This window comes from Arthrobacter sp. LjRoot14 (genome assembly GCF_964253905.1).
In the GTDB taxonomy this organism is placed as follows: domain Bacteria; phylum Actinomycetota; class Actinomycetes; order Actinomycetales; family Micrococcaceae; genus Arthrobacter.
This window is the reverse complement of the sequence record NZ_CAXURL020000001.1, coordinates 2267028-2286995: the sequence shown is the minus strand read 5'-3', so window position 1 is coordinate 2286995 and position 19968 is coordinate 2267028. Positions and strand designations below refer to the sequence as shown.

Genomic DNA, 19968 nt, shown 5'->3' with positions numbered 1-19968 from the left:
GGGGGAAACCCGCGCTAACCGCCCGACTTGGGTGCGAGGAGGATCTGCACGGCCTCGATCCGTTTGCCCATACCCGATGTGCCCGCCGTTCCGCCGTCGGCGACCCATGACTGCCAGCCCAAATCTTGCACGTGGGCGCGGTAGTGGATCCCATAATGGTTTGCCATCTCACCGGTCAGCCTGATTTCAAACGCTTCCAAACGTAGCCCTTGCCCGGTCGTGCCGATGGGATTGGCCGAGGATGTCCACGGCTGCCAGCCGATCGACTGCACATGCCCCCGCCACTCGATGTCCCCGCTATAAGCAGTACTGGACACATTGAGGCGCAACGCCTCGACCCGAAGGGCCCGACCCGTTGTCCCGGCGACGGTCCCATCCGAAACGTTCGCCATCCAGCCGAGGTTCTGAACGTGGGCGGCGTAAACGGCAGTGAATGCCGGTGCGACCTTCGGAACCAACTCGATCGTAACGGCTTCCACCCGCAGACCTTGCCCGACAGTGCCGGCCGTGGCTCCGTCGATCCCGTACGGCTGCCAGCCGACGTTCTGCACGTGGGCGCGGTACCTGATGCTGTACTGCGAGGCCAGATCCCCTGTCAACCGGAGCTCGAACGCTTCCAGGCGCAGACCGCGCCCGGTCGTTCCGATCGGGGACGCCGACGTCGTCCATGGTTGCCAGCCGATGTCCTGGACATGCCCCCGCCACAGGATGTCGCCCGACAGGCGGTCTCCTGCCACCGACAGGCGCAACGCCTCCATCGGCAGTGACCGGCCGGTCGTTCCTGCGGTGGCGCCGTCCGAGACGCTCGGCTGCCAGCCGATCGTCGCGACGTGGGCCTGGTAGACCCCGATGCACGTCATGTCGTAGTCGTAGGTGCCGTCGGTCCATTGCGAGATGTGGACGGTACCACCGGAGAAGCTGCGATTCACACAGAGATCGGATGCTTCACTGGCGAAGTCGAGACGCCCTGCCGGTGACCAGACGGGCACATCGGGAAGCTGCCACGACCCGGTGATGGCCTGCCAACCGCTCAAATAGGAGTAGATCCCGTGCGGGTACCCGGCGTCCGCCAGCGCAGCCAGGAGCCCGGAGACGACGTACCGGTTCTCCTGCTGCTGGGCTGCTGTCGAGCTGGGCCAGGGCTGTTGCGGACGGGGCTCGACGTCGACCCAGATTCTCTCCGGTCGCCATCCCACCTCACCGAGAGACGCGAGAGCCGCGCGACCCTCGGCGTACCCGACGTTGCGCAGCCGGTCCGGCCTGGTGCTTGCGGGCCAGGGGCCGTCGTCGCCATAGGTGTCGTATTGCGCGGTGGTGGGGAACGTAGCCATGGCGTAGGCCTGAGCCCGGACGCCTCGGTCGAGCACCCACTGGAACTGCCCGTCCAGGCAGGGGTTCTCGGTGAATGCGAGTCCGTTCGTCAGCCCCACGACCAGGAACTCCGTGTCTTCCGGCGGCATCGGAAGACCGCCCGGACACTGCGGCCACGAAACATCATGTCCGTAGTCGACCGCTCGGGCGGGTGCAGCGAACAGCACGCCGAGTGCGAGCACAAGTAAAACCGCCAGGAGCCGGGGCGCGGATGCCCGGGAGCGGCGGCCAGGTCGAAGAGCACGAAGGCCGGCCATGATGGCCCCCCTATTCGAAGGATGACCAAATCATCCCACTCGGCCGCCTTCGCCGCTAGGGATCCCGCCCCTGTGCACGCCCCTGCCAACGTGATTAATCGGCTGGCAGGAAGTGGCTTGGTTCGCCGACGTAATAGTTTTGATCACTCTGCGAGGCGAAAGACATTTGCTTCTCGGACGGGACGGCGGGAGCCTCGGTGGTGGCCCGGCCATGCGGGCCACCACCGATGTCGTCGGCGTAGGAGTCGCCGAGACGCTCGCAATCCTCCGCCTCCATGACTGCGAAGTATTCGGTGACGAAGTCGGCGGTGCTCTGGTCGGTCCGCTCTTTCGGCAGTCCTGCTAGCCGCCCTGATGATTGGGCTGCAACGCTTCTGGAGGGCAGACCTTACTGCCGGCGCAACCAAGGGGTAGGAACGCCCTCAGCCCTTCCGTTCCGCCCGGTATGCACTGGGACTCACTCCGTGCATCCGGCGGAACTGGCGGGAGAAGTAGAACTGGTCATTAAGGCCGACTTCGCGACCCACCTCGGCAATAGTCAGGTCGGTTGTATCCAGCAGCAGCCTGGCCCGCGCCATCTTCAAAGCAGTGTGGTGGGCAAGTACTCCGCCTCCTGTGGCTTCCCGGAAGAGTTTGCTCAGCTGGGAGGAGGAAACGCCTACCACCCTGGCAAGGTCGGGGAGTCGTATGGAGCCGTCAACCCGGTCCTCTAGAAATTTCATCGCCTGCTGCAAAGGGCTTCCCTGCTCGGGGAGGCGTCGGTCCACGGCCAGGCTGGTCAGCAGTCTCCACGCCATCCCGGCCGTTGCCACAAGGCGCGCCGGTGACTGATCCTGTTCCAAGGCTGTGATTATTTCATCCAGCATGGCGGTCAGACGGTCCACGGCTACCAGCGGAATGAGCGGGCATTCTGAGCTCACCCCTGACTCCTCGATCAGCTCGGCGGCATCGGATCCGCGCACGTGGCACCACCAAATCGTCCAAGGGTCCTCACTGGAGGCACCGTAGGAGTGAGCTTGTCCTGTTCCGCCAGGAAGTACGACAGCTGTGGATTTTCTCACTTCAAACCGCGAATTTCCGGTTTCGACCCAACCGGTTCCGGCGACGCACAGTATGACTATGGTTTCGTTGGCGCCGTGGGGCCGGTGCCGTCCATGCTGCCGCGCGGTGGGAAAAACTCCTGCATCGGTGACGACCAGCCGCTGCGTAATGGGCCGCGCCAGCGCCTCCCGGATCAGCGGTCGGGGAACGACTACAAGCCGCTGGTTTTGAAACCCCGTAGCACGCGCCAATGGGGACCTTTCTGTCAGGAAAGGTCCCATAGTAGCCTCTGATGAACTCATCAGCGGCGCTCTTCCCTCCACTTGGTCCAGTGCAGCAACTCCAGTTTGTCCAAGGCAACCAGGTCGGTAGCGGCGGCGTCACGCCTGCTCTGGGCCTCGATCGGCAATCCGACGCGTGCACCTTTAGCCAAGGGCAGGATCTGAAGCCGGATGTCCCGTCCCGGAAGGATCCCGGCGTCGTGCGTGTCAACTATCCAAGGGGAACCGTCCCAGAACCGGTCAGCGACCACCCGCCCATCTACTAGCAGACGGGCGACGTCACCGGCCCAGCTGATCTCCAGCTCTGTTGGCACTTCGTCGGTCAGCGCCATTCCTGTGAGATCTACCCTGTAGATCTCTGCCAAGTCGTTGATGGCGCTGTCGAGGGGTGCGGCGGCCCTGCCGGCGCGGGAACCGAACGAGTCCGGAACGCGTTTGGCCATCTGAACCCGTTCCCCTGCAAGGGCCTGCCGTTGGATGGCAGGGCCGGTCGATTTCGTCTTTACCGTTTCGAACCGGCCGTATTCGGTGGCATAGCGCCGGACCTGTGGTGCTCCCACCGACACTCCTGCCAGGCGACCGTCGGCTTCCACCCACAGCGGGTCAGTGGACAGGACCAGATCCCGCCCGTGCTGCGTGTCCAGAACCCAAGCCTGATCCGCCACTGCCGGAGGAAGGACGAGGATACGCAGCAAACCATGAGGTGACTTTGCGGCGAAGGTGGCCGGCTTCCCGGAGTCCAGGGGTACGTCCAGTGTGTAGACGTTCCCGTCCAGCGCCTCGACCGACCCGTCCAGCGTGGCTCCCCCAGGAAGGCCAACTTGTACGGCTATCCCGTCATCGGCTGCGAGCACCAGGGTGGGCGCGGCTGCCGGGCCCAGCACCGTCAGAAGCGATGCGGTCGCCCAGTTCAGCCGTACCCCGGCGATTTCGAGATTAACGGGCCAGCGCGCGAGGGTGCCGGAAGGAATGGTGACCGGAGCCGGAGGAAAGGTGAGAGTTTCGTCTGCAAGTCCGAGCCTGAACTGGGCTCCCTCGTAGTCCGGCAAGGGGATGTGCGGCTGGTGCCAGGTAATGAACAGGAACCCGCATTGGCCATCACTGCGCAGGGCCCAGCGCAGGGTCCGCGAGTCGTCCACCCCAGTGGGAATGTTGCTCGGCAGCGTGGACGGCATAGGAGCGAGTCGTTCTCCGAACGCGGCCAGAAATGCGTGCTGCTTGCGTAACTGGGCGAAGCTGGGCGCCAGCCTTCCCGTGCCTCCAATGGGGGCATGAAAGTCGTAGTCGAACTCGGGAAAGTCATTCGGGTAGCCCGTGGCCTGGGATTCCTGCAATCCGCCCGGCGGATTGGTCCCGCCCGCGAACATGTAGTAGCCCTGCCAGCCGGAGCCGCTGCCAATCTTGTTATTGGCGACGGCGGCAACGTCCCTGGCAGTGGGCCACGGACGGCGTTGATAGGCCGTCGCCATGCCTCCGGTCAGCTCGCAGGTTGCCGGCGGGTACAGGGCGGACGGGGAACGCGGCGGTGCGGCTTCGCTTCCCGTCAGTTGCTCGCGCAGGTCGGCACCGATGCCCGGATCATCCCATTGGTGACTGAAGAAGTAGTGCTGCCGGAAAGTGGGGTCCCAGGGGGCCGACGCGTCCACCCAGAACCCGTCACCGTAGCCGCCGAAGACGGGCAGGACCTCATCACCGGGAATGTCGGCGCCGCCCCAGGCTGTTGCGGTCCAAATCGGCGCACTGAGGCCAGCTGCACGGGCGAGGCGCTTGAGTTTCCGGATGTGTTCGGGCTGGTCGTACAGCTCATTTTCCAGCTGGATACCAATGACGTTGCTGTCCGGACCGGTCAATCCCCTTAGCTCTGCCCCCAGCCGGTTGAACCAGCGCTCCACCAGGGTTATGTAAGCGGGATCGTTGGTGCGGTGTTCGACGGCGGCCGCCTGCACCCAGTCGGGGAACCCGCCATTGCGGGCCTCGCCGTGGGCCCATGGCCCAATGCGCAGGACAACATCCAGGCCAACCATGGAGCAGAGCCGCACGAAGGCGGCCACGTCCAGGTTGCCGTCGAAGCGTGCTTCGCCCTCGGTTTGTTCATGATGGATCCAGAAGACATAGCAGGCGACGACGGTGATCCCCCCTGCCTTCATCAACCGGAGCCGCTGTTCCCAGGAACTCCGGGGCAGCCGGCTGTAGTGGATTTCTCCCGATACCGGCACTGCGGGACCCCCGCGGCACTCTACGTAGTGGTTCGTCAGGCGCCATCTGCTGTGCCGGTCCACTGAGTTGCTCATACTGGGTGACTGCAGCGGCAGCTCGTGGGGCCGGTGGGTGGCGCTGAGCAGTTCGAGGATGCTTTGTTCGCGGTGCATGGATGCTCTTTCAGCTGGCGGGGGCGGCGAGGATGAGGCTGTTCATGCGGCGCTGCCATTTTTCGTTTGTCCACATGGGGTGGTGGGGTGCTGCGTTGGAACAGAGGACCATGCCCCAGACACCGTGGTTTAGTGCAGTTCTGATGCCGCGTTCGGCAAGGTCGCGGCCGATGGGGCCTTCCTCAAAGGTGCCGTAAAGCGGGGTGTAGCCGATCCATCCCTCCCCCACGACGGCGGGGATCTTTTTCCAGCGCGCCCAGCCAGCGATGGCCATGATGCGTGAATCGATCTCCCGCCGCATGACTTCCCGATAGGGACCGTATTCGTTGTAGAGCCAGGTGTCCCAGGCTTCGGGGTCTATCCAGTCGTAGCCGTAGAACATCTGGTCGGTGACGACGGTGGCACGGTATTTCCACTCTGCAAGCCGTCCATATTCCGTTACTGACGGGGCGTCGGGCTTGAGCAACGCAGCCAGCATCCTGTTGGGGAAGTCGGGGGTACCTTCGGACCGGATGTCGATCTGCTTCTGCAGGGCATCGAGCACCCCGTAGCTGTAGACGTGGAACTGGGCTGCGCCGAAGCCATCAGGAAGGGTGTGCATGGCAAGATGCGGAGGCTTGCCGTAGCTCGCGGTGATGAGAAGGTCCGGGTGGAGTTTTTGAAGGCGGCGCAGTTCCCTGCTGCCTCCCTCGGCCAAGGCCGGCAGGACGGAAAAATCAACCTCGTTGTGAAGTTCCACCATGGCGATGCGTTCACGGTGCCCCGCCGTTGTCAGCGCGCCGATGAGGCGGTCCCAGGAATCTGCGAGAACACGATACCTACTCTCCAACGGGACAGCGTCTATGGTTTCGAACCACCGCGAAGAATGGGCGAACACCGTTGACTGCTGGTACTCCCAGCTCGCGAGGATGACCACGAGGCCATGCCGGGCGGCGGTGTCAAAAAGCTCCAGAAGCCTCTGCCGCAGGTTGATGCGGTAGCCGCCGGGGGCGTCGTACCAGCGCGTGCCTCTGCCATAGCAGCCGCTGTCCGGTGCCGTCCCGAGCCCTTCGATGGACAAGTCCTTGGCCAGGTCATCCAGGCCAAGATCGCCGAAGAGGAGCAGCGGGGCGGCGCAGATCCGGATGGTGTTGTATCCGAGTTCCGCCGCTTTCGCGCAGGCGGCGTCCAGATCGGCGTATGGCCCGTCGTTTTCGGCCCGTGTGTACCAGGAGAAGTCCCACAGCGTGATGGTCAGGCGGGCGGGAAGGTGCGACGGCGGTGCACCGGTCAGTGACGAGGTCTCGTCTTGGAGCGTTCCTGATCCGAGGTATCGCGGCGATTCGTTCACAGGATTGCCCCTTCCTTTTGGTGGATGCGGCCTTGCGCGGCCAAATCCCGCATCGTGTTCGCAGACTCCTTTCGGGCAGCGGTCGTGTCGGTATCAAAGAGCAAGAGCTCAGGCAGCGACGTTGCAAAATAGTCGGGCATTGCGGGAGCAGACTCCAGTTCGTCGGCGCGGGTTTCCAGGTCCCCCCACACACGTTCAGCTTCAGCATGCCGCCCAAGCCTGGTGAGGGCGATGCCTCTCCAGTAGTCGGCCGGTCCGGCGGAGCCGGGATCCACTGCCAGGGCATTGATTCCTTGGCAGGCCTTCGCCCAGGCTTCGCATGCGGAGTCCGTTTCTCCGGCCAGTTCGAGAGCGTCTCCCAGGGCAACGAAGCGTTCGGCCATACTGTGGGCGGGGTGGCGTCCCTCGCCGAGATTGGCGGGCGCTTCGATGCCTTCGGTGAGCAGCGTGATGGCCGCCGTCGGATCCTGGGCCATCAGCATCCGGGAACACTGGACGACTGCCCGGTCGTAGGCGTCAATGGCCAGTCCCTCCCCGCCCTCAAAGGGCTGAAAAATACGTGTGGTCATAATCTGCAGGGCTTCCTCAGCCCGTTCTGACTCGAGGAGCAGGTTGACGTAGAGGAGGGCCAGGTCGTCCCGCTTCAGGACGGAACGATCGTGGCGTTCAATCGATGCGATCCGCTCTGGGACCGGAAGCCCGCGGATTCCTGCGAGGACGGCACGTTCGAAAACCAGCCGTGCATCATCCGCGCTCAGTTGAAGGGCGCGCTCAAAAAAGCCGTCTGCGTCCGCGGCGTCCCCGCCGGCGTTCACAGTAGCGAGAGCGGCGTTACGCCAGACGACGGGATCCCCGGAACCACGGGACGTGGATTCTTGCAGGTGCGCCAGTGCGTCACCTGTCCGCCCGGCGTCAAGGAGCCAGCTCCCGATCAAACCGTGGGCAACCTTGTCTTCCGGGTCAGCTTCCAGGGCACGACAAAGGGCGTCGTAGTCGTCGAGTCCATAGGGGAAGGCATAGGTGGTGTTGCTCAACCGGGCCGCGGACCGTTCCCGGGAGGCGGCCTCCGGTTCCAGCAGTTCTTCATGCCAGCTGGCCCGCATGTAGTGGCGCAGGGGCTCGGGGTTGCCGAAAGCTTTGTGCGCATTTGGCGGAATCGGGTTGTTGGTAAGTTCGAGCGCGAGTTGCCACTGGCCCGCACGGGCGAGCCAGCACGCCACTGTCAGGGACGTCTTGGGGTCCGCGGCGGCCAAGGAACCGTCCAAAGCCAACGCCACGGGGTCAAGCGGATCTGTCGCAAGGATGTCGCGCAACAATCGGGCGCTTTCGTCCTGCCGCCCACGTTTGCGCAGGGCCAGGACCAGGAGATGTTTCGCTTCAGGGCTTGCCGCGTCCAGCTCCAGCGCGGATTCGGCGTGCCGTTGTCCCCGGGCCAGCCTCCCCGCCCTGAGGTCAAGCCGGGCTAATGCCAGGTACGAAGGGTGTGCCCATGCTTTGTCCCACGTCGCCTTTCCGTATCGATCCTGGGCTGCATCCAGCCGGCCCGTTCGCTCCAGGACAAGGCCGAGACGATAACTTGCCTCCCCGCTGGGCGGGTTGAGGTTCCGTCGGGTCAGCCTAGCCAGGGCGTTTTCCAGCAACTCTTCCGCCCGGATGTAGCGGCCCGTTGAGTACTCGGCGGACGCAATGGAAATGGAGGCACGAGAATCGAGGGGATCCCTGCGCAGCATTTCTTCGAAGTAAGGCAAGGGCGACCTGGTGGGGTGCCGGTTCTGAGTCAGGTGGGTTCCAGTGACATACAGTTCGTCCTGGCTCTCGATCCTGGCTGGGGTTTCCGGCTCGGTCGCCACCCAAGGTTCCCCATTTCCCGGTCCGTCTTTACGCGGCGTCCACGAAATAAGTGTTCTGCCTTCTTCCAGCACCTCCACAGTGAGGTCGGCTTGGTTGACCGGGGTCGCGAATTCAAGGGTTTCGCTGAAAGGGGCAGTGGGCGAAATCCGGGTGTTCCAGGTATGGACGGTAGTGCTGTGGTGGTTGAGCCGTACGGTAGCCTGCCGGTCACCTGTGGTAGTGACTCCCACCGTCACCTGCCCTCCGTCAGGGTCCAGGCGGAGGGCAACGGCGGCGTCCAGGTTCGCCTGGTGCGCCGCACCTATGGCACGGATGGGGTACCAGAACTCGCTGAAGGTGCGAGTTTCTCCTGGCGCGAGGTAGCTGAAATCCGGCTGGTTATCGGTATAGACGCCGGACATGAGCTCGACGTAGGGGCCATCGGTGTCTGTGAGCTGTGCGTCCCAGGCATGACCCACTGGCCCATTTCCCCACGTCCACTGCTTCTTACCCGGTGAGATGGATCGTGCTGCCCAGTGGATGAAGCCAGCGTTGGCGTCATGGTCGTAGCCACCGAAAAAACTGTCCTCGGTATCCGTGATCATGTACGACGTGGGGACCGGGATGTTCGAATAGAAATCAATACGGTCAGCACCTGCTTTGCCTTTCTCCAGGGCAGGGTAGTCCACGCCGTAGTAGGGGCGGTCAGCGCGCGGGAACGCCGTGATGGCCCGACGTGCATGGTCCGCTACGTAACGAACGTCGGTAGGGAAAAATGACTGGTATTTTCCATGGACCCGGGCTGCCACGTTCGCCCACCAGAGAAAAGTCTGCGGCACATCCGTGCGGTTGTAGAGCCTGGCCTCCACCTCAATGCGGGAGTTACCGGGACGGAGCCGTATGCCGTGTGTCCCGCGCATGCGCTGCAGCGGATCCAGATCGCTGTGCCAGACCGTGACCTCGCCGTCAGCACCGCGTTCGATGGAGGTTTCGACCGGCAGGAAGGTAGCCGGGCGGTGGTGTTGAGGCCAGTTGAATTCCACCCCGCCGGAAATCCACGGTCCGGCAAGCCCCACCAAGCCTGGCTTGATCACGTTGTTCCGGTAGAAAAAGTCGTAGCCCGCCGTCTTGTCGAACCCGATATGGATCCTGCCGCCGATCTCCGGCAGCAGCATCAACCGAACATACTCGTTTTCCATGTGGATCGCTTGCCACAACCGGGGTTCCTTGGAGCTGGCGATACTGTCAATGAACGGCATTGGGTACACCTTGCCGCTGGAACCCTGGTAAACACGCCGATCCAAATACAGAGGATACCGATCGGGCTCTCCCGGGGCATAGGTATCGATGAGAACAGGCTCACTCCAGCAGGCAACGCCTCCTGAATCCATCATCACTTGCTGATCGGGCGGAACATCCGGCAGGGAAATCCGGCTCACGGATTCATTGATATCAGTCACCTCTAAAGGCTATTCACTGCCGACCCAGCTTCCCATGGCAGAACATCTCAACTATATGGACGATCTTCTAGTGCCAGGCACCTTCGCGATCCATCGGCAGTCTCCCACTGTGAACAAGGTTCCCCGGCAGGTCATGGCGGGCCCCCGATCAGCAAACACGCCGCGGCGTCAACCCCGGAACTAAGCCGTGCCACGAAAATCGCTTGTGCCACCGCGGGCGCGCTACCTGGATAAAACCTCCAGTACCGCGGCCACATTTGCGGTAATGCCGTCTGGAAACTCAAACCGTGCGCCTATGTCACTATCAGAATCGACGAACCGGACACCCGCAGCACCATCCGCACTTCCCTCCCCTGCGAGGATGACGACGGCGGCATAGTCGCCGTCGTTTGCCGCACCTGAGGTGCCGATCCAGGGGATGGCAAGGCTCTCCCCCATGGGGTGCGGCGCGTCCCGGTGCCAGGTTCCGGCGTCGCCAAGGCGCGTTCCAAAGCCGGGCACGGGGCGCACCGCGCTGGCCATGCCGGACGACGCATCCACCGGCCAGCCGCCGATCCGGAGCTTCGCTTCCTGTGCCGGATCCGTGCCCCGGACCCGGCACAGCCGCAGTTCCACGGCCCCGCGGGTCAGCGACACTACCGTCACCTCCGGGCCCGCCGTCGCTGTGCCGCTGGCGCCGCTGCCGTGGTCCGGTCCGGCGTCCGGATCCACGGCAATCCAGTTGACGGTACTCCGCGAGGCGCCCGCCAGCACCCCGCCCAGGTCCTGCTGCCCGAGGTACTCAAAGCCAGTCCTGTGGGTGATGTGCCCTGCACTGTCCACCAGGACGACGGCGTTGTCCAGGGACTCCGGCTCAAGGTCCGGAAACGTGTGCGTGGAGTAGCCAAGCCGCGCATAGAGCGGCGAATCCGCCACCTTCACACCGGCGTTGGCGTGGTCCGTGCCGTGGTTCCGGATCCGCACCATGCCGTCGGCCACCGTCCCGTCCACCTGCCAGCCGGGAACCGCGATGAGCCGCCGGGTGTCGCCGGCTTCCACGGGCAGCGGTTCCTCGACGGCTGTCCAGACTCGGTGGTCCGCCGGCAGCGCAAGGCCCAGCATGCCCTTGGCCGCCCAGTACGGCGACCCGGCCCCGGAGTAGGACTGCTTCATCCCGGGGAACTCGCCATGCCAGCCGATGGAGAGCAGCCCGTCATGGGTCATGGCACCTTGCCGGATGAAGTAGTCCAGGATTCCCGACGCCGCCCGCCGGGTGACACCCGGGCTGAGCCGCGTGTGGCCGGAGAGCTCACCGGTCCAGAACGGCGCGGCCGCGGCGAACCGGTAGATCAGGCTGCGGCCCTGGATCAGCGGGGCGCCGTTGGCCCCCACCAGGTGGACGGCGTCGTCGAGGAAATCGGCCAGCCTGTCGCCGTCAAGCTTTGCCCGGGCCTTGACCCGCGGATCCCCGGGCGCCATCAGCTCCCACAGCTGCGGGTACACCTGGAAGGCCCAGCCAACGTAGTGGTCATAGGCACGCTCGGGCCCATCGGCAAACCAGCCGTGGCTCCGGTACAGGGAGTCGTGGATGGCCAGGCCGGCGTCGATGTCCTGGTCCGAGTACCGGCCGCCCACCGAGGCCAGGAAAGTCTCGACGACGATCTGGAACCACACCCAGTTGATGGGCGGGTATTCCTCCCCGATCACTGTCTCGAACCACGCGATGAGCTGCTCCTGGACCCGCTGCGGCAGCTTGTCCCACAGCAGCTCCCGCGTCAGGCCCAGGCCAACAGCCAGCGAGGCCGCCTCAACTTTCGCCTGGCCGAGCTCCCCCGGTGTGGGCCAGCGGTCCGGGTTGGCCGGATTGGTGCCGGCGTCCAGCCCCCGGGCATACCAGTCAGCGATCCAGCCAGTGCCTTCCGGGTCCCCCGCCATCCGGAAGGAGGCCAGCAGGAATGTCCGTGCGAACGCTTCGAGTGAGTCGCTGCGCGGGCCGTTGGCACTGCTGGCGCCGGGAAGGTGGAGATTGGCGTGGTCGTCAGTGGCATGCCGGTGTGCCGAGCGCAGCAGGTAGTCCGCGTAGGCGCACCAGTGCTCGCGGGTCAGGCCGGTGAACGGCGAGAGCTGCCGGTCCAGCGGGGGCAGGGTCAAGGAAACGGGAGGAGCTGTGGCGGGCATGGATTCCCCAGGGGTCAGGTGGCGTGGGCAGGTCAAGCGGGTCAGGCAGGTCAGCGGGTCAGCGGGTCAGCCAGGACATGGCACGCCGCAGCAGTTCCCGGTGTTCCGGGGAGTCATAGGAGGCGGCGTCGTGGCCCAGGGCGTCGTAAAACGTGCGCCCGGCCGGGTGCCCGTCGGGTGACTGGCGGAGCAAAGACCACATGAGCGGGTGCTCAGTGCCTTCATGCGTATGGGTGGCGTGAACGGTGATGCCGGGGGCGGTGCGCAGCCAGCTGTAGCGCTCATCGGGCAGCGTAAAGTCCTGCATTTCCGCAACCAGGGGGCCGGACTCGGGCCGGATCCGGACGGCGGCCGGTCCGTAGTCGGGGTGCATGGACGTTCCGCGGACCCAGCGTCCCCCGAGGCCGCCTTCCCATTCCGGGAAGTCCACGAAGCTGGTGGAGCTGGAGTGGCTCACCAGCATGGGGCGTCCCGAGCCAAGCCAGCGCGCCAGCCCGGCGGCGGCAGCAGGAGTTCCGGGAGACGGACGCCCGTCGCGGGGCAGCCCAATGTTGACCACCAGCAGGTCCGGCAGGTGAGTGTCCGCGGTCCCGGCCAGCTCCTCAAGCGTGCTGTCCACGTCAGCGGGAATTACGACGTCGAACCCCGCCTCCCGCAGCAGGCCGGCCAGGGCGGCAGACGTCTCGGCGAACGGATGCCACGGATCCGCGTAACGGCCCACGCCGCTGAGCAGCAGGGCCTTCGGTGCTGCTGCCGCATCCCGGCCGGCAGGCGCGCCGGCAGCGTCCCGGCCAGCGGGCGGGGCGGTCACTGCGGGACCTGCGGCATGCCGGCCGCCGGGGACTGCGGGGCTCCCACCGAGGATTCACGCAGGATCAGTTCCGGGTTGAGCTCGACCCGGTGCACGGGCCGCATGCGGCCTTCCGCCAGCCGTGCCGCCATGAGCTGCACGGCCACCTTGCCCACGTACTGCTTGGGTGGCCGCACCGCGGAGATCGCTGGCTCCGCAAGGTAGGCCACTTCGTCGTCGTACCCCACAACGGCGATGTCCCCGGGCACCTGCAGCCCCTTGTCCACGCAGTGCTGCACGAACGCCACGGCCTGTGTGTCCGAGTGGACCAGCATGGCGGTGGTCCCGGTGTTTCGGCAGAGCTCCAGGACATGGTCGAAGTGGCCGGCCCGGTCCCCGCCGGGCTTTGCAGAATCGTCGTGCACGGAGCCTCCCTCGGGAATCTTCAGGGTGGACAACGCCTGGCGCCAGCCGCGCACCACGTGCGGGCTGGTGGGGCTGGAGGAATCCGTGAGGCAGCCGATCCTTCGGTGCCCCTCCTGCCACAGGTGCCGGACGGCCATCCCGGCGCCGAAGGCATGGTCCGTGGCCACCCACTCCAGCCGGTGGGCGGGAATCTCGATCGGTGAGCGCCGCTCGGCGAGCACCACGGGGATGGGCAGGGCGTTGAGCCAACGCAGCAGCTCCTGGCCTTGGTCCCCGGTCAGGTCCGGCGCCACGATCAGCCCGTCGATGTTCTGCGTGTCCAGCAGGGCCTGCACCTGGCGGCGGTTATCCGCGGCATCGTAGGCGGACCCCCGGACCAGGATCCGCAGGTTCTGCTCTTCGGCTTCCGCCCGCGCTCCGCTGATGACCTGCGGCCAGTAATACTCCAGCGAGGGCACAACCATACCGATGGCGTAGCTGTGGTGCGCCAGCCGGCCCGCAGCCGAACGGTCCAACTTGCTGGGCAGGGTGGCGCCGCCGTGCACCCGAGACACCAGCCCTTCATCCGCAAGAATGTTGACGTCCCGGCGGATGGTCAACTCGCTGACACCCAGTTTGGCCGCAATGCCGCGGACGGTGATTGCTCCGTGGGCGCGGAGTTCCTCCATCAGCCGTTCCCGGCGCTGCAGCGAGAACAGGGACTTCCCCGCCGGTTCGGCGGGTTGTTCCGGGCTCATGGCGTGGCCTCGGGGGTGGGGGCGATTGCGCAGGAGGCGCGGGACTTTTCCGTCATCGGCAGGCGGAGCCGCAACCGGGCCAGCTTTTCGTCCCCTACCCCGGCGAGGAGGGGTTCCTCATGACCCGAATTCCCGAGCTGGGTCTTTCCAGCAGGAACCAGAACGCTCGACCTGCTTTTGGCCAGCAACTGCACGGGACGGGGCGCTGAGGCACCAGCCCCACATGCGTAAGCCAATGGCATGGCTTTGCTGAGCATGGAACGGCCAGTGATGGAGAGGGAGTTCATGAGTCGATGCGCCTTTTGTTCATATCAGACCGAGTTAGACCGGTTGTGATCAATGTGGATGAACTGCATTGTCTACGAGTATCTACTGATTATTAGATGTGATGCAAGACGTAACCAGCCCGGCAAGGGCAACACCAGAAACAGGAAAGGAGGTCACCCGTGCCATCCAAACTCAAGGCGTTGCTGGTCATGAACCGTGGAACGTTTGCGGATCAATTCGATTCAACGCGGCTGGAGCGCCTTACTGGCCTCGTGGACCTGGGCCGGGAGCCCTGGACCGATTCGCTCGATGTCGTTGAACACCCCGAGCTCGCGGAGCGGCTGGCAGGGGTGGAAATCCTCCTGACCAGCTGGGGCGTTCCCCGCCTGGATGCCGACGCGCTGGCGCTCATGCCGAAGCTGCGCGCCGTGTTCCACTGCGCCGGTACGGTGCGGAGCTTTGTCAGCCAGGAAATGTGGGACCGGGGCATCCTGGTGACCAACGGCGCGGACGCGAACGCCATACCGGTAGCCGAGTTCACCTTCGCCTCCATCGTGCTGGCGGGCAAGAAAGCCCATGTTCTCTCCAACGACGCCAGGACGTTCCGCGAGGACTGGAGTTACACCACCAGCCGCGGCGAGCTGGGCAACATCGGAAGGACGATCGGGGTCATCGGCTTTTCCCGCATTGGGCGCAGGGTGGTCCAGCTGGTCCAGCAATTGCAGGACGTCACCTGCCTGGTCAGCGATCCCTACGCTGATGCCTCGGCCGTGGCAGCAGCCGGCGGGCACCTGGTTCCCCTTGCGGAGCTGCTCCCGGCTTCGGACGTGGTCACGGTCCACGCGCCGGCGCTGCCCGAGACGCGGCACCTGATCGGGGCACCCGAACTGCGGGCAATGAAGGACCACGCCACCCTGATCAACACTGCCCGCGGTTCACTCGTGGACACCGGCGCGCTGGAAGCCGAATGTGCCAACGGGCGTATCAACGCGCTTTTGGACGTCACGGAACCCGAACCGCTGCCGGCAACGTCGGTGCTCTACGACCTTCCGAACGTGGTGCTCACGCCGCATATTGCCGGTTCGCTTGGAACAGAAACCCGCAGGATGTCTGACGCAGCCCTGAACGATCTCGAACGGTACCTGACCGGACGGAAACTCCTGGCGCAAGTGGTCTCGGACGACCTCTCCCTCAGCGCCTGAAAACCTCACGCCGCAAGCGCGGTCACATCAAACCGAATTTAAGGAGAACGCAATGAAGCGCACAACGCTCGCCGCCATCGCCCTGGCAGTGACAGCAGGACTCGGGCTGACCGGCTGTGCCGGCGCCGCCGGTCCCGCGGAACCCCAAAGCCAGGACGGCAAAACCCGCCTGAAAGTATCCGTGTGGAATTACGAAGGAACTCCAGAGTTCAAGGCCCTGTTCGATGGCTACGAGGCAGCCAACCCGGACATTGACATTGAGCCTGTGGATATCCTCGCCGAGGATTACGGGCAGAAAGTCGTGACAATGCTCGCGGGCGGCGACAACACCGACGTCCTGACCATGAAGAACCTCATCGACTACGCCCGCTACGCCAACAACGGCCAACTCCAGGAAGTCAACGGCGTGGTGGACGCCATCGGCAAGGAGAATCTTGCCGGCGCCGATGCCTATGCCGTTGACGGGAAATACTTCGCGGCACCGTACCGGCAGGACTTCTGGCTGCTCTACTACAACAAGGATCTGTTCAAGGCCGCCGGCGTCGAAGAGCCCAAGGACCTGACCTGGGACGAGTACACAGCCCTGGCCCAGAAGCTCACTACCGAAACCAACGGCAAGAAGGTCTACGGCACCTACCACCACATCTGGCGTTCCCTGGCGCAGTCCCTCTCAGCGGCCCAGAACGGCGGTGACCAGATCAGCGGCGAGTACAGCTTCTTCGAAGACCAGTACAACACCGCCCTGGAACTGCAGAAGAGCGGCGCCACCCTGGATTATGGAACGGCAAAGAGCCAGAAGACCAGCTACCGGACGATGTTCGAAACCGGCCAGGCCGCCATGATGCCGATGGGAAGCTGGTACATCGCCGGCGTCCTTCAGGCCAAGAAGGACGGCAAAACCAATGTCGATTGGGGACTGGCACCCCTGCCCCAGAAGGAATCCAACGGTAAGGTGACCACCTTCGGCTCCCCCACTGCGTTTGCTGTCAACAAGAATGCCGCGCATTCCGAGGAAGCCAAAAAGTTCATCGAATGGGCCGCCGGTGAGGAAGGTGCCAAGGCCATCTCCAAGGTCGGAGTGGTTCCGGCGTTCAAGAACGACGAGGTGACGGACACCTACTTCCAGCTCGAGGGCCTGCCCACGGACGAACTGTCCAGGAAGACATTCACCCCGGACGAGAATGCCCTTGAAATGCCGGTCAGCGACAAGTCCGCTGCCACAGACACCATCCTGACCCAGGAGCACGACCTGATCATGGTGGGCGAACGATCTGTGGCTGACGGCATCGCCGAGATGGGCAAGCGTGTCAAAAGCGAAGTCCTCGGCGAGTAGGCGGCCATGACTACTGAGACACTTCCTTCCGTTGCCCCGGCTCCGGCACCTGCCCAGAGCCGGGGCAACCGGAAGCAGGCGCGGCGCAACACCCTGGTGGGCTGGACGTTCATCCTTCCGAACTTCCTGGGGTTCCTGGCGTTCACCCTGATTCCGGTCATGGCCGCCTTTGCCCTCTCCTTCATGGAGTCGAGCTCCTTCACGGCTCCGCGCTGGATCGGGCTGGAGAACTTCCAGCGTTTGTTCCAGAGCGATACCTTCTGGGTGGCGCTGCGCAATACCGTGGCCTACGCCCTGGGGCACGTACCCCTCACCATGGCCCTAGCGCTGCTCCTGGCCATGCTGCTGAACCGCAAGCTCAAGGGCATCGGCTTCTTCCGGGTTGCCATCTTCTTCCCGTACATCACCTCGCTGGTGGCCGTGGCCGTGGTCTGGAACATGCTGTTCAGCCCGGACAGCGGCCCCATCAACCAGTTCCTCAACGCGATCGGCATCGCCGAGGCACCCGGCTGGACCTCGAGCTCGGACTGGGCAATGCCTGCCGTCATCATCACCAGCGTCTGGCGTGACATGGGCTACTACATGATCCTCTACCTGGCCGGCCTGCAGGCCATCCCCAACGAGCTCTACGAGGCCGCGGAGGTGGACGGTGCCAGTGCGTGGCAGCGCTTCTGGAACGTCACCATCCCGTCCCTGCGCCCCACCACCTTCTTTGTGGTGGTCATGCTGACAATTTCCAGCTTCAAAGTGTTCGACCTGATCGTGGTCATGACCAATGGCGGGCCGGGACGCTCCACCACGGTCCTGTCCCAGCTCATTTACCAGTCGGGCATCGTCGAGGGAAAGTTCGGCTATTCGTCCGCCATCTCCTTGGTGCTGTTCGTCATCGTCCTGACGGTCACCGTCCTGCAGTTCAAGATCCAACAGCGGAGGGAACGCTGATGACCAACATGGCCGAAGACCTCAAGGCCGAGGCACCCTACGCCGGGGCGGGCCTGGCACCCACCCCGGAAGACCGCCGTCGAACGCAGGAGAGACGCTCACCGCGTGCGCAGAAGAAGCGCACCGCAGACCTCGTCATTTACGGCGTGCTGGTGGTGTTGGTGGCGGCGCTGATGGTGCCGTTCATCTGGATGGTGTCCTCCTCGCTGAAGGAGAACAACCAGGTCCTCACAGTGCCCATCCAATGGATTCCGAGTGAATTCGTCTGGAGCAACTACACGGACATCTGGACCCGGATCCCCATGCTGGGGTATTTGCAGAACTCGCTGTACCTCGCGGTGATCATCACCTTCCTGCAGGTCCTCACCGGTTCACTGGCCGCCTACGGCTTTTCCAAGGTGCGCTTCCCAGGCCGGGACGTGCTGTTCCTCGCGTACATCGGCACCATTGCCGTGCCGTGGCAGGCCTACATGGTGCCGCAGTACATCATGATGCAGAACCTGGGCCTGACCAACAGCTTCAACGCCCTGATCCTGCTGCAGGCCTTCGGCGCGTTCGGCGTGTTCCTGATGCGGCAGTACTACATGACCATTCCGGATGAGCTCTGCGAGGCCGCCCGGATCGATGGCCTGAGTGAGTACGGGATCTGGGCCCGGGTGATCCTGCCGCTGTCCAAACCGGCACTGGCCAGCCTGGCGCTGCTGACGTTCGTGAACGTCTGGAACGACTACATGGGACCATTCATCTACCTCACGTCCAACCGGCTCTGGACCGTCCAGCTGGGTCTAAAGTCCTTCGTGGGCCAGTTCGACGCCGAGTACGCCATGATCATGACCGGCTCCGTGATCTCGGTCATCCCCATCCTGGCGATCTTCCTTCTCGGCCAGCGGTACTTCATCCAGGGCCTCGCCACCAGCGGCATGAAGGGATGAATACCGTCCAGGAGGAGCCGAGAGGCACGAAGCCGAGGCGGCGTGCCGGACGTATCCATGGCGCAGGGTTTGAAACTTTCGGCAGCATCTTCGGTTTCATCTACACCTTCCTGGCCGGGAACGTGCTGCTGGCCCTGGCGAACGCCCCGCTGGTGCTGTGCCTCGCCCTGGTGGCGGACCCGGTTGCCGCCTGGCCGTTCTTCCTTACGCTTTCGGTGACCGTTCCGCCATCGCTCGCGGGCCTGTTTGCTTCCTTCCAGGCATTGAACGACGACGGCGCCGCGGTTAAGCCGGTTGCATCGTTCCTCAGGGGCTACGTCGGCGGTTTCCGGCGGGCCGCCCCGCTGGGGCTGGCCGCCGTGGCGGTACTGCTGTTCCTTGGCGTGGACCTGTCGATCACCCTGTCCATGCCGGCAGCGGCCGTGCTGGTTCCCATCATCGTGGTGGCCGCCGCCGTCACCGTGGCCGTCACCGTGACGGCGAGTGCCGGCGTCGTGCTCTTTCCTGAAACGGGACTCAAGGCACTGCTCAAGGCAGCCCTCTACCTGTGCGTGCAGCGCTGGTACCTGAGCCTTGCCGCACTGGTCCTGCTGGGCATCATCGCCTCTGCCGCGCTGCTGCAACCGGTGCTGGGTGTCGCCCTGGCACCAGCACCGCTGCTGTTTGTTGTCTGGAGTAATTCGGCATACGCCTTCCACGGAGCTCTCCACCCCGCTAGCTGGAAACACCAGAAGCTCACGACAGAGATTCGGTGCCCCAGTCCCCTGCTTGAGCAGAAGCAGGCCTCAAAACCCCTTCAACAGTAGGCACGAATTTGATAGCCAACGTCGCGTAAGACAAAGGATCAGGTTGAACCCACAGTCCCTTCAGATCGAGGTGATCATAAACCGCAAAGAGTCCAAAGATCGAGAGCTTGCCGGGCAGTCGAGGCACTCCTACCTGGAGCTGTTTTGTTGTCGGATTAGGCCGTAGGGTACGGCCGGATGCGCCCGGACGACGTAGCTACCTGGACCTGTTCTGGTAACCAGGACGCCAATCGAGTGGTTTGTCGCTGTTTTGGTGACGATGGCGATGGCGTCTTCCAGCGCCTGATCGAGGTCCTGGGCTCTGATTACGTTTACTTCGATCATTCCGGGGAGGCGGTCGGTCTCGCCTTGCACCTGCCGGGAGTCCGGCTGGTTCGCCGGGATGGTGCTGGTCATTTTCATAGGGTGCTTTCTAGTCTGGGCTCCTGCAGACAGCG

General features: G+C 64.3%; 14 protein-coding genes. 5 read left to right on the top strand and 9 right to left on the bottom strand.

Features of this window, described 5'->3' with window-relative positions; genetic code table 11:
* Window positions 1-14: 14 nt before the first annotated feature.
* The 8 genes from ACSQ12_RS10140 to ACSQ12_RS10105 form a co-directional block, all read right to left on the bottom strand.
* Entirely contained in the window at window positions 15-1553 is a 1539-nt protein-coding gene (locus ACSQ12_RS10140; RefSeq protein ID WP_436065305.1) for a hypothetical protein, read from the bottom strand.
* 497 nt (window positions 1554-2050) lie between these two features.
* Window positions 2051-2950 carry a helix-turn-helix domain-containing protein gene (locus ACSQ12_RS10135; protein ID WP_436066973.1) on the bottom strand — a complete coding sequence of 300 codons (900 nt, stop codon included), beginning with the start codon at window positions 2948-2950 and terminating at the stop codon, window positions 2051-2053.
* 20 nt (window positions 2951-2970) lie between these two features.
* Entirely contained in the window at window positions 2971-5319 is a 2349-nt protein-coding gene (locus tag ACSQ12_RS10130) for a beta-galactosidase (protein ID WP_436065304.1), read from the bottom strand.
* A gap of 10 nt (window positions 5320-5329) precedes the next feature.
* Window positions 5330-6649, bottom strand: coding sequence for a cellulase-like family protein (locus tag ACSQ12_RS10125; RefSeq protein ID WP_436065303.1), 1320 nt, complete (start codon window positions 6647-6649; stop codon window positions 5330-5332).
* Window positions 6646-9738 (bottom strand): DUF5107 domain-containing protein, encoded by a 3093-nt coding sequence (locus ACSQ12_RS10120; protein WP_436065302.1) that lies wholly within the window; start codon window positions 9736-9738, stop codon window positions 6646-6648. The genes ACSQ12_RS10125 and ACSQ12_RS10120 overlap by 4 nt, the downstream gene beginning before the upstream one ends.
* 423 nt (window positions 9739-10161) lie before the next feature.
* On the bottom strand, window positions 10162-12096 hold the full coding sequence (locus ACSQ12_RS10115; protein WP_436065301.1) for a DUF2264 domain-containing protein: 1935 nt from the start codon (window positions 12094-12096) through the stop codon (window positions 10162-10164).
* A gap of 58 nt (window positions 12097-12154) precedes the next feature.
* Window positions 12155-12907 carry a ThuA domain-containing protein gene (locus ACSQ12_RS10110; RefSeq protein WP_436065300.1) on the bottom strand — a complete coding sequence of 251 codons (753 nt, stop codon included), beginning with the start codon at window positions 12905-12907 and terminating at the stop codon, window positions 12155-12157.
* Complete coding sequence (locus ACSQ12_RS10105) at window positions 12904-14049, bottom strand: LacI family DNA-binding transcriptional regulator (protein ID WP_436065299.1); 1146 nt, start codon at window positions 14047-14049, stop codon at window positions 12904-12906. Before ACSQ12_RS10105 ends, ACSQ12_RS10110 begins: the two co-directional genes overlap by 4 nt.
* 446 nt (window positions 14050-14495) lie before the next feature.
* Between ACSQ12_RS10105 and ACSQ12_RS10100 the strand changes: the two genes are divergently transcribed.
* From ACSQ12_RS10100 to ACSQ12_RS10080, 5 genes are read left to right on the top strand one after another with little or no spacing between them, the layout of a single operon-like run.
* Window positions 14496-15518 (top strand): hydroxyacid dehydrogenase, encoded by a 1023-nt coding sequence (locus tag ACSQ12_RS10100; protein WP_436065298.1) that lies wholly within the window; start codon window positions 14496-14498, stop codon window positions 15516-15518.
* A 52-nt stretch (window positions 15519-15570) separates the two neighbouring features.
* Window positions 15571-16851 (top strand): ABC transporter substrate-binding protein, encoded by a 1281-nt coding sequence (locus ACSQ12_RS10095; RefSeq protein WP_436065297.1) that lies wholly within the window; start codon window positions 15571-15573, stop codon window positions 16849-16851.
* 6 nt (window positions 16852-16857) lie between these two features.
* Window positions 16858-17793: a carbohydrate ABC transporter permease gene (locus ACSQ12_RS10090; protein WP_436065296.1), complete on the top strand. Its 936-nt coding sequence runs from the start codon at window positions 16858-16860 to the stop codon at window positions 17791-17793.
* The gene (locus ACSQ12_RS10085; protein ID WP_436065295.1) at window positions 17793-18725 is read left to right on the top strand and encodes a carbohydrate ABC transporter permease; all 933 of its coding nucleotides are present in this window, start codon (window positions 17793-17795) and stop codon (window positions 18723-18725) included. The genes ACSQ12_RS10090 and ACSQ12_RS10085 overlap by 1 nt, the downstream gene beginning before the upstream one ends.
* Window positions 18722-19531 (top strand): hypothetical protein, encoded by an 810-nt coding sequence (locus ACSQ12_RS10080; RefSeq protein WP_436065294.1) that lies wholly within the window; start codon window positions 18722-18724, stop codon window positions 19529-19531. The genes ACSQ12_RS10085 and ACSQ12_RS10080 overlap by 4 nt, the downstream gene beginning before the upstream one ends.
* Window positions 19532-19660: 129 nt before the next feature.
* Here ACSQ12_RS10080 and ACSQ12_RS10075 read toward each other — a convergent pair whose 3' ends face one another.
* A complete protein-coding gene (locus tag ACSQ12_RS10075) occupies window positions 19661-19933 on the bottom strand; it encodes a hypothetical protein (RefSeq protein ID WP_436065293.1) in 273 nt (90 codons plus the stop codon).
* Window positions 19934-19968 lie beyond the last annotated feature (35 nt).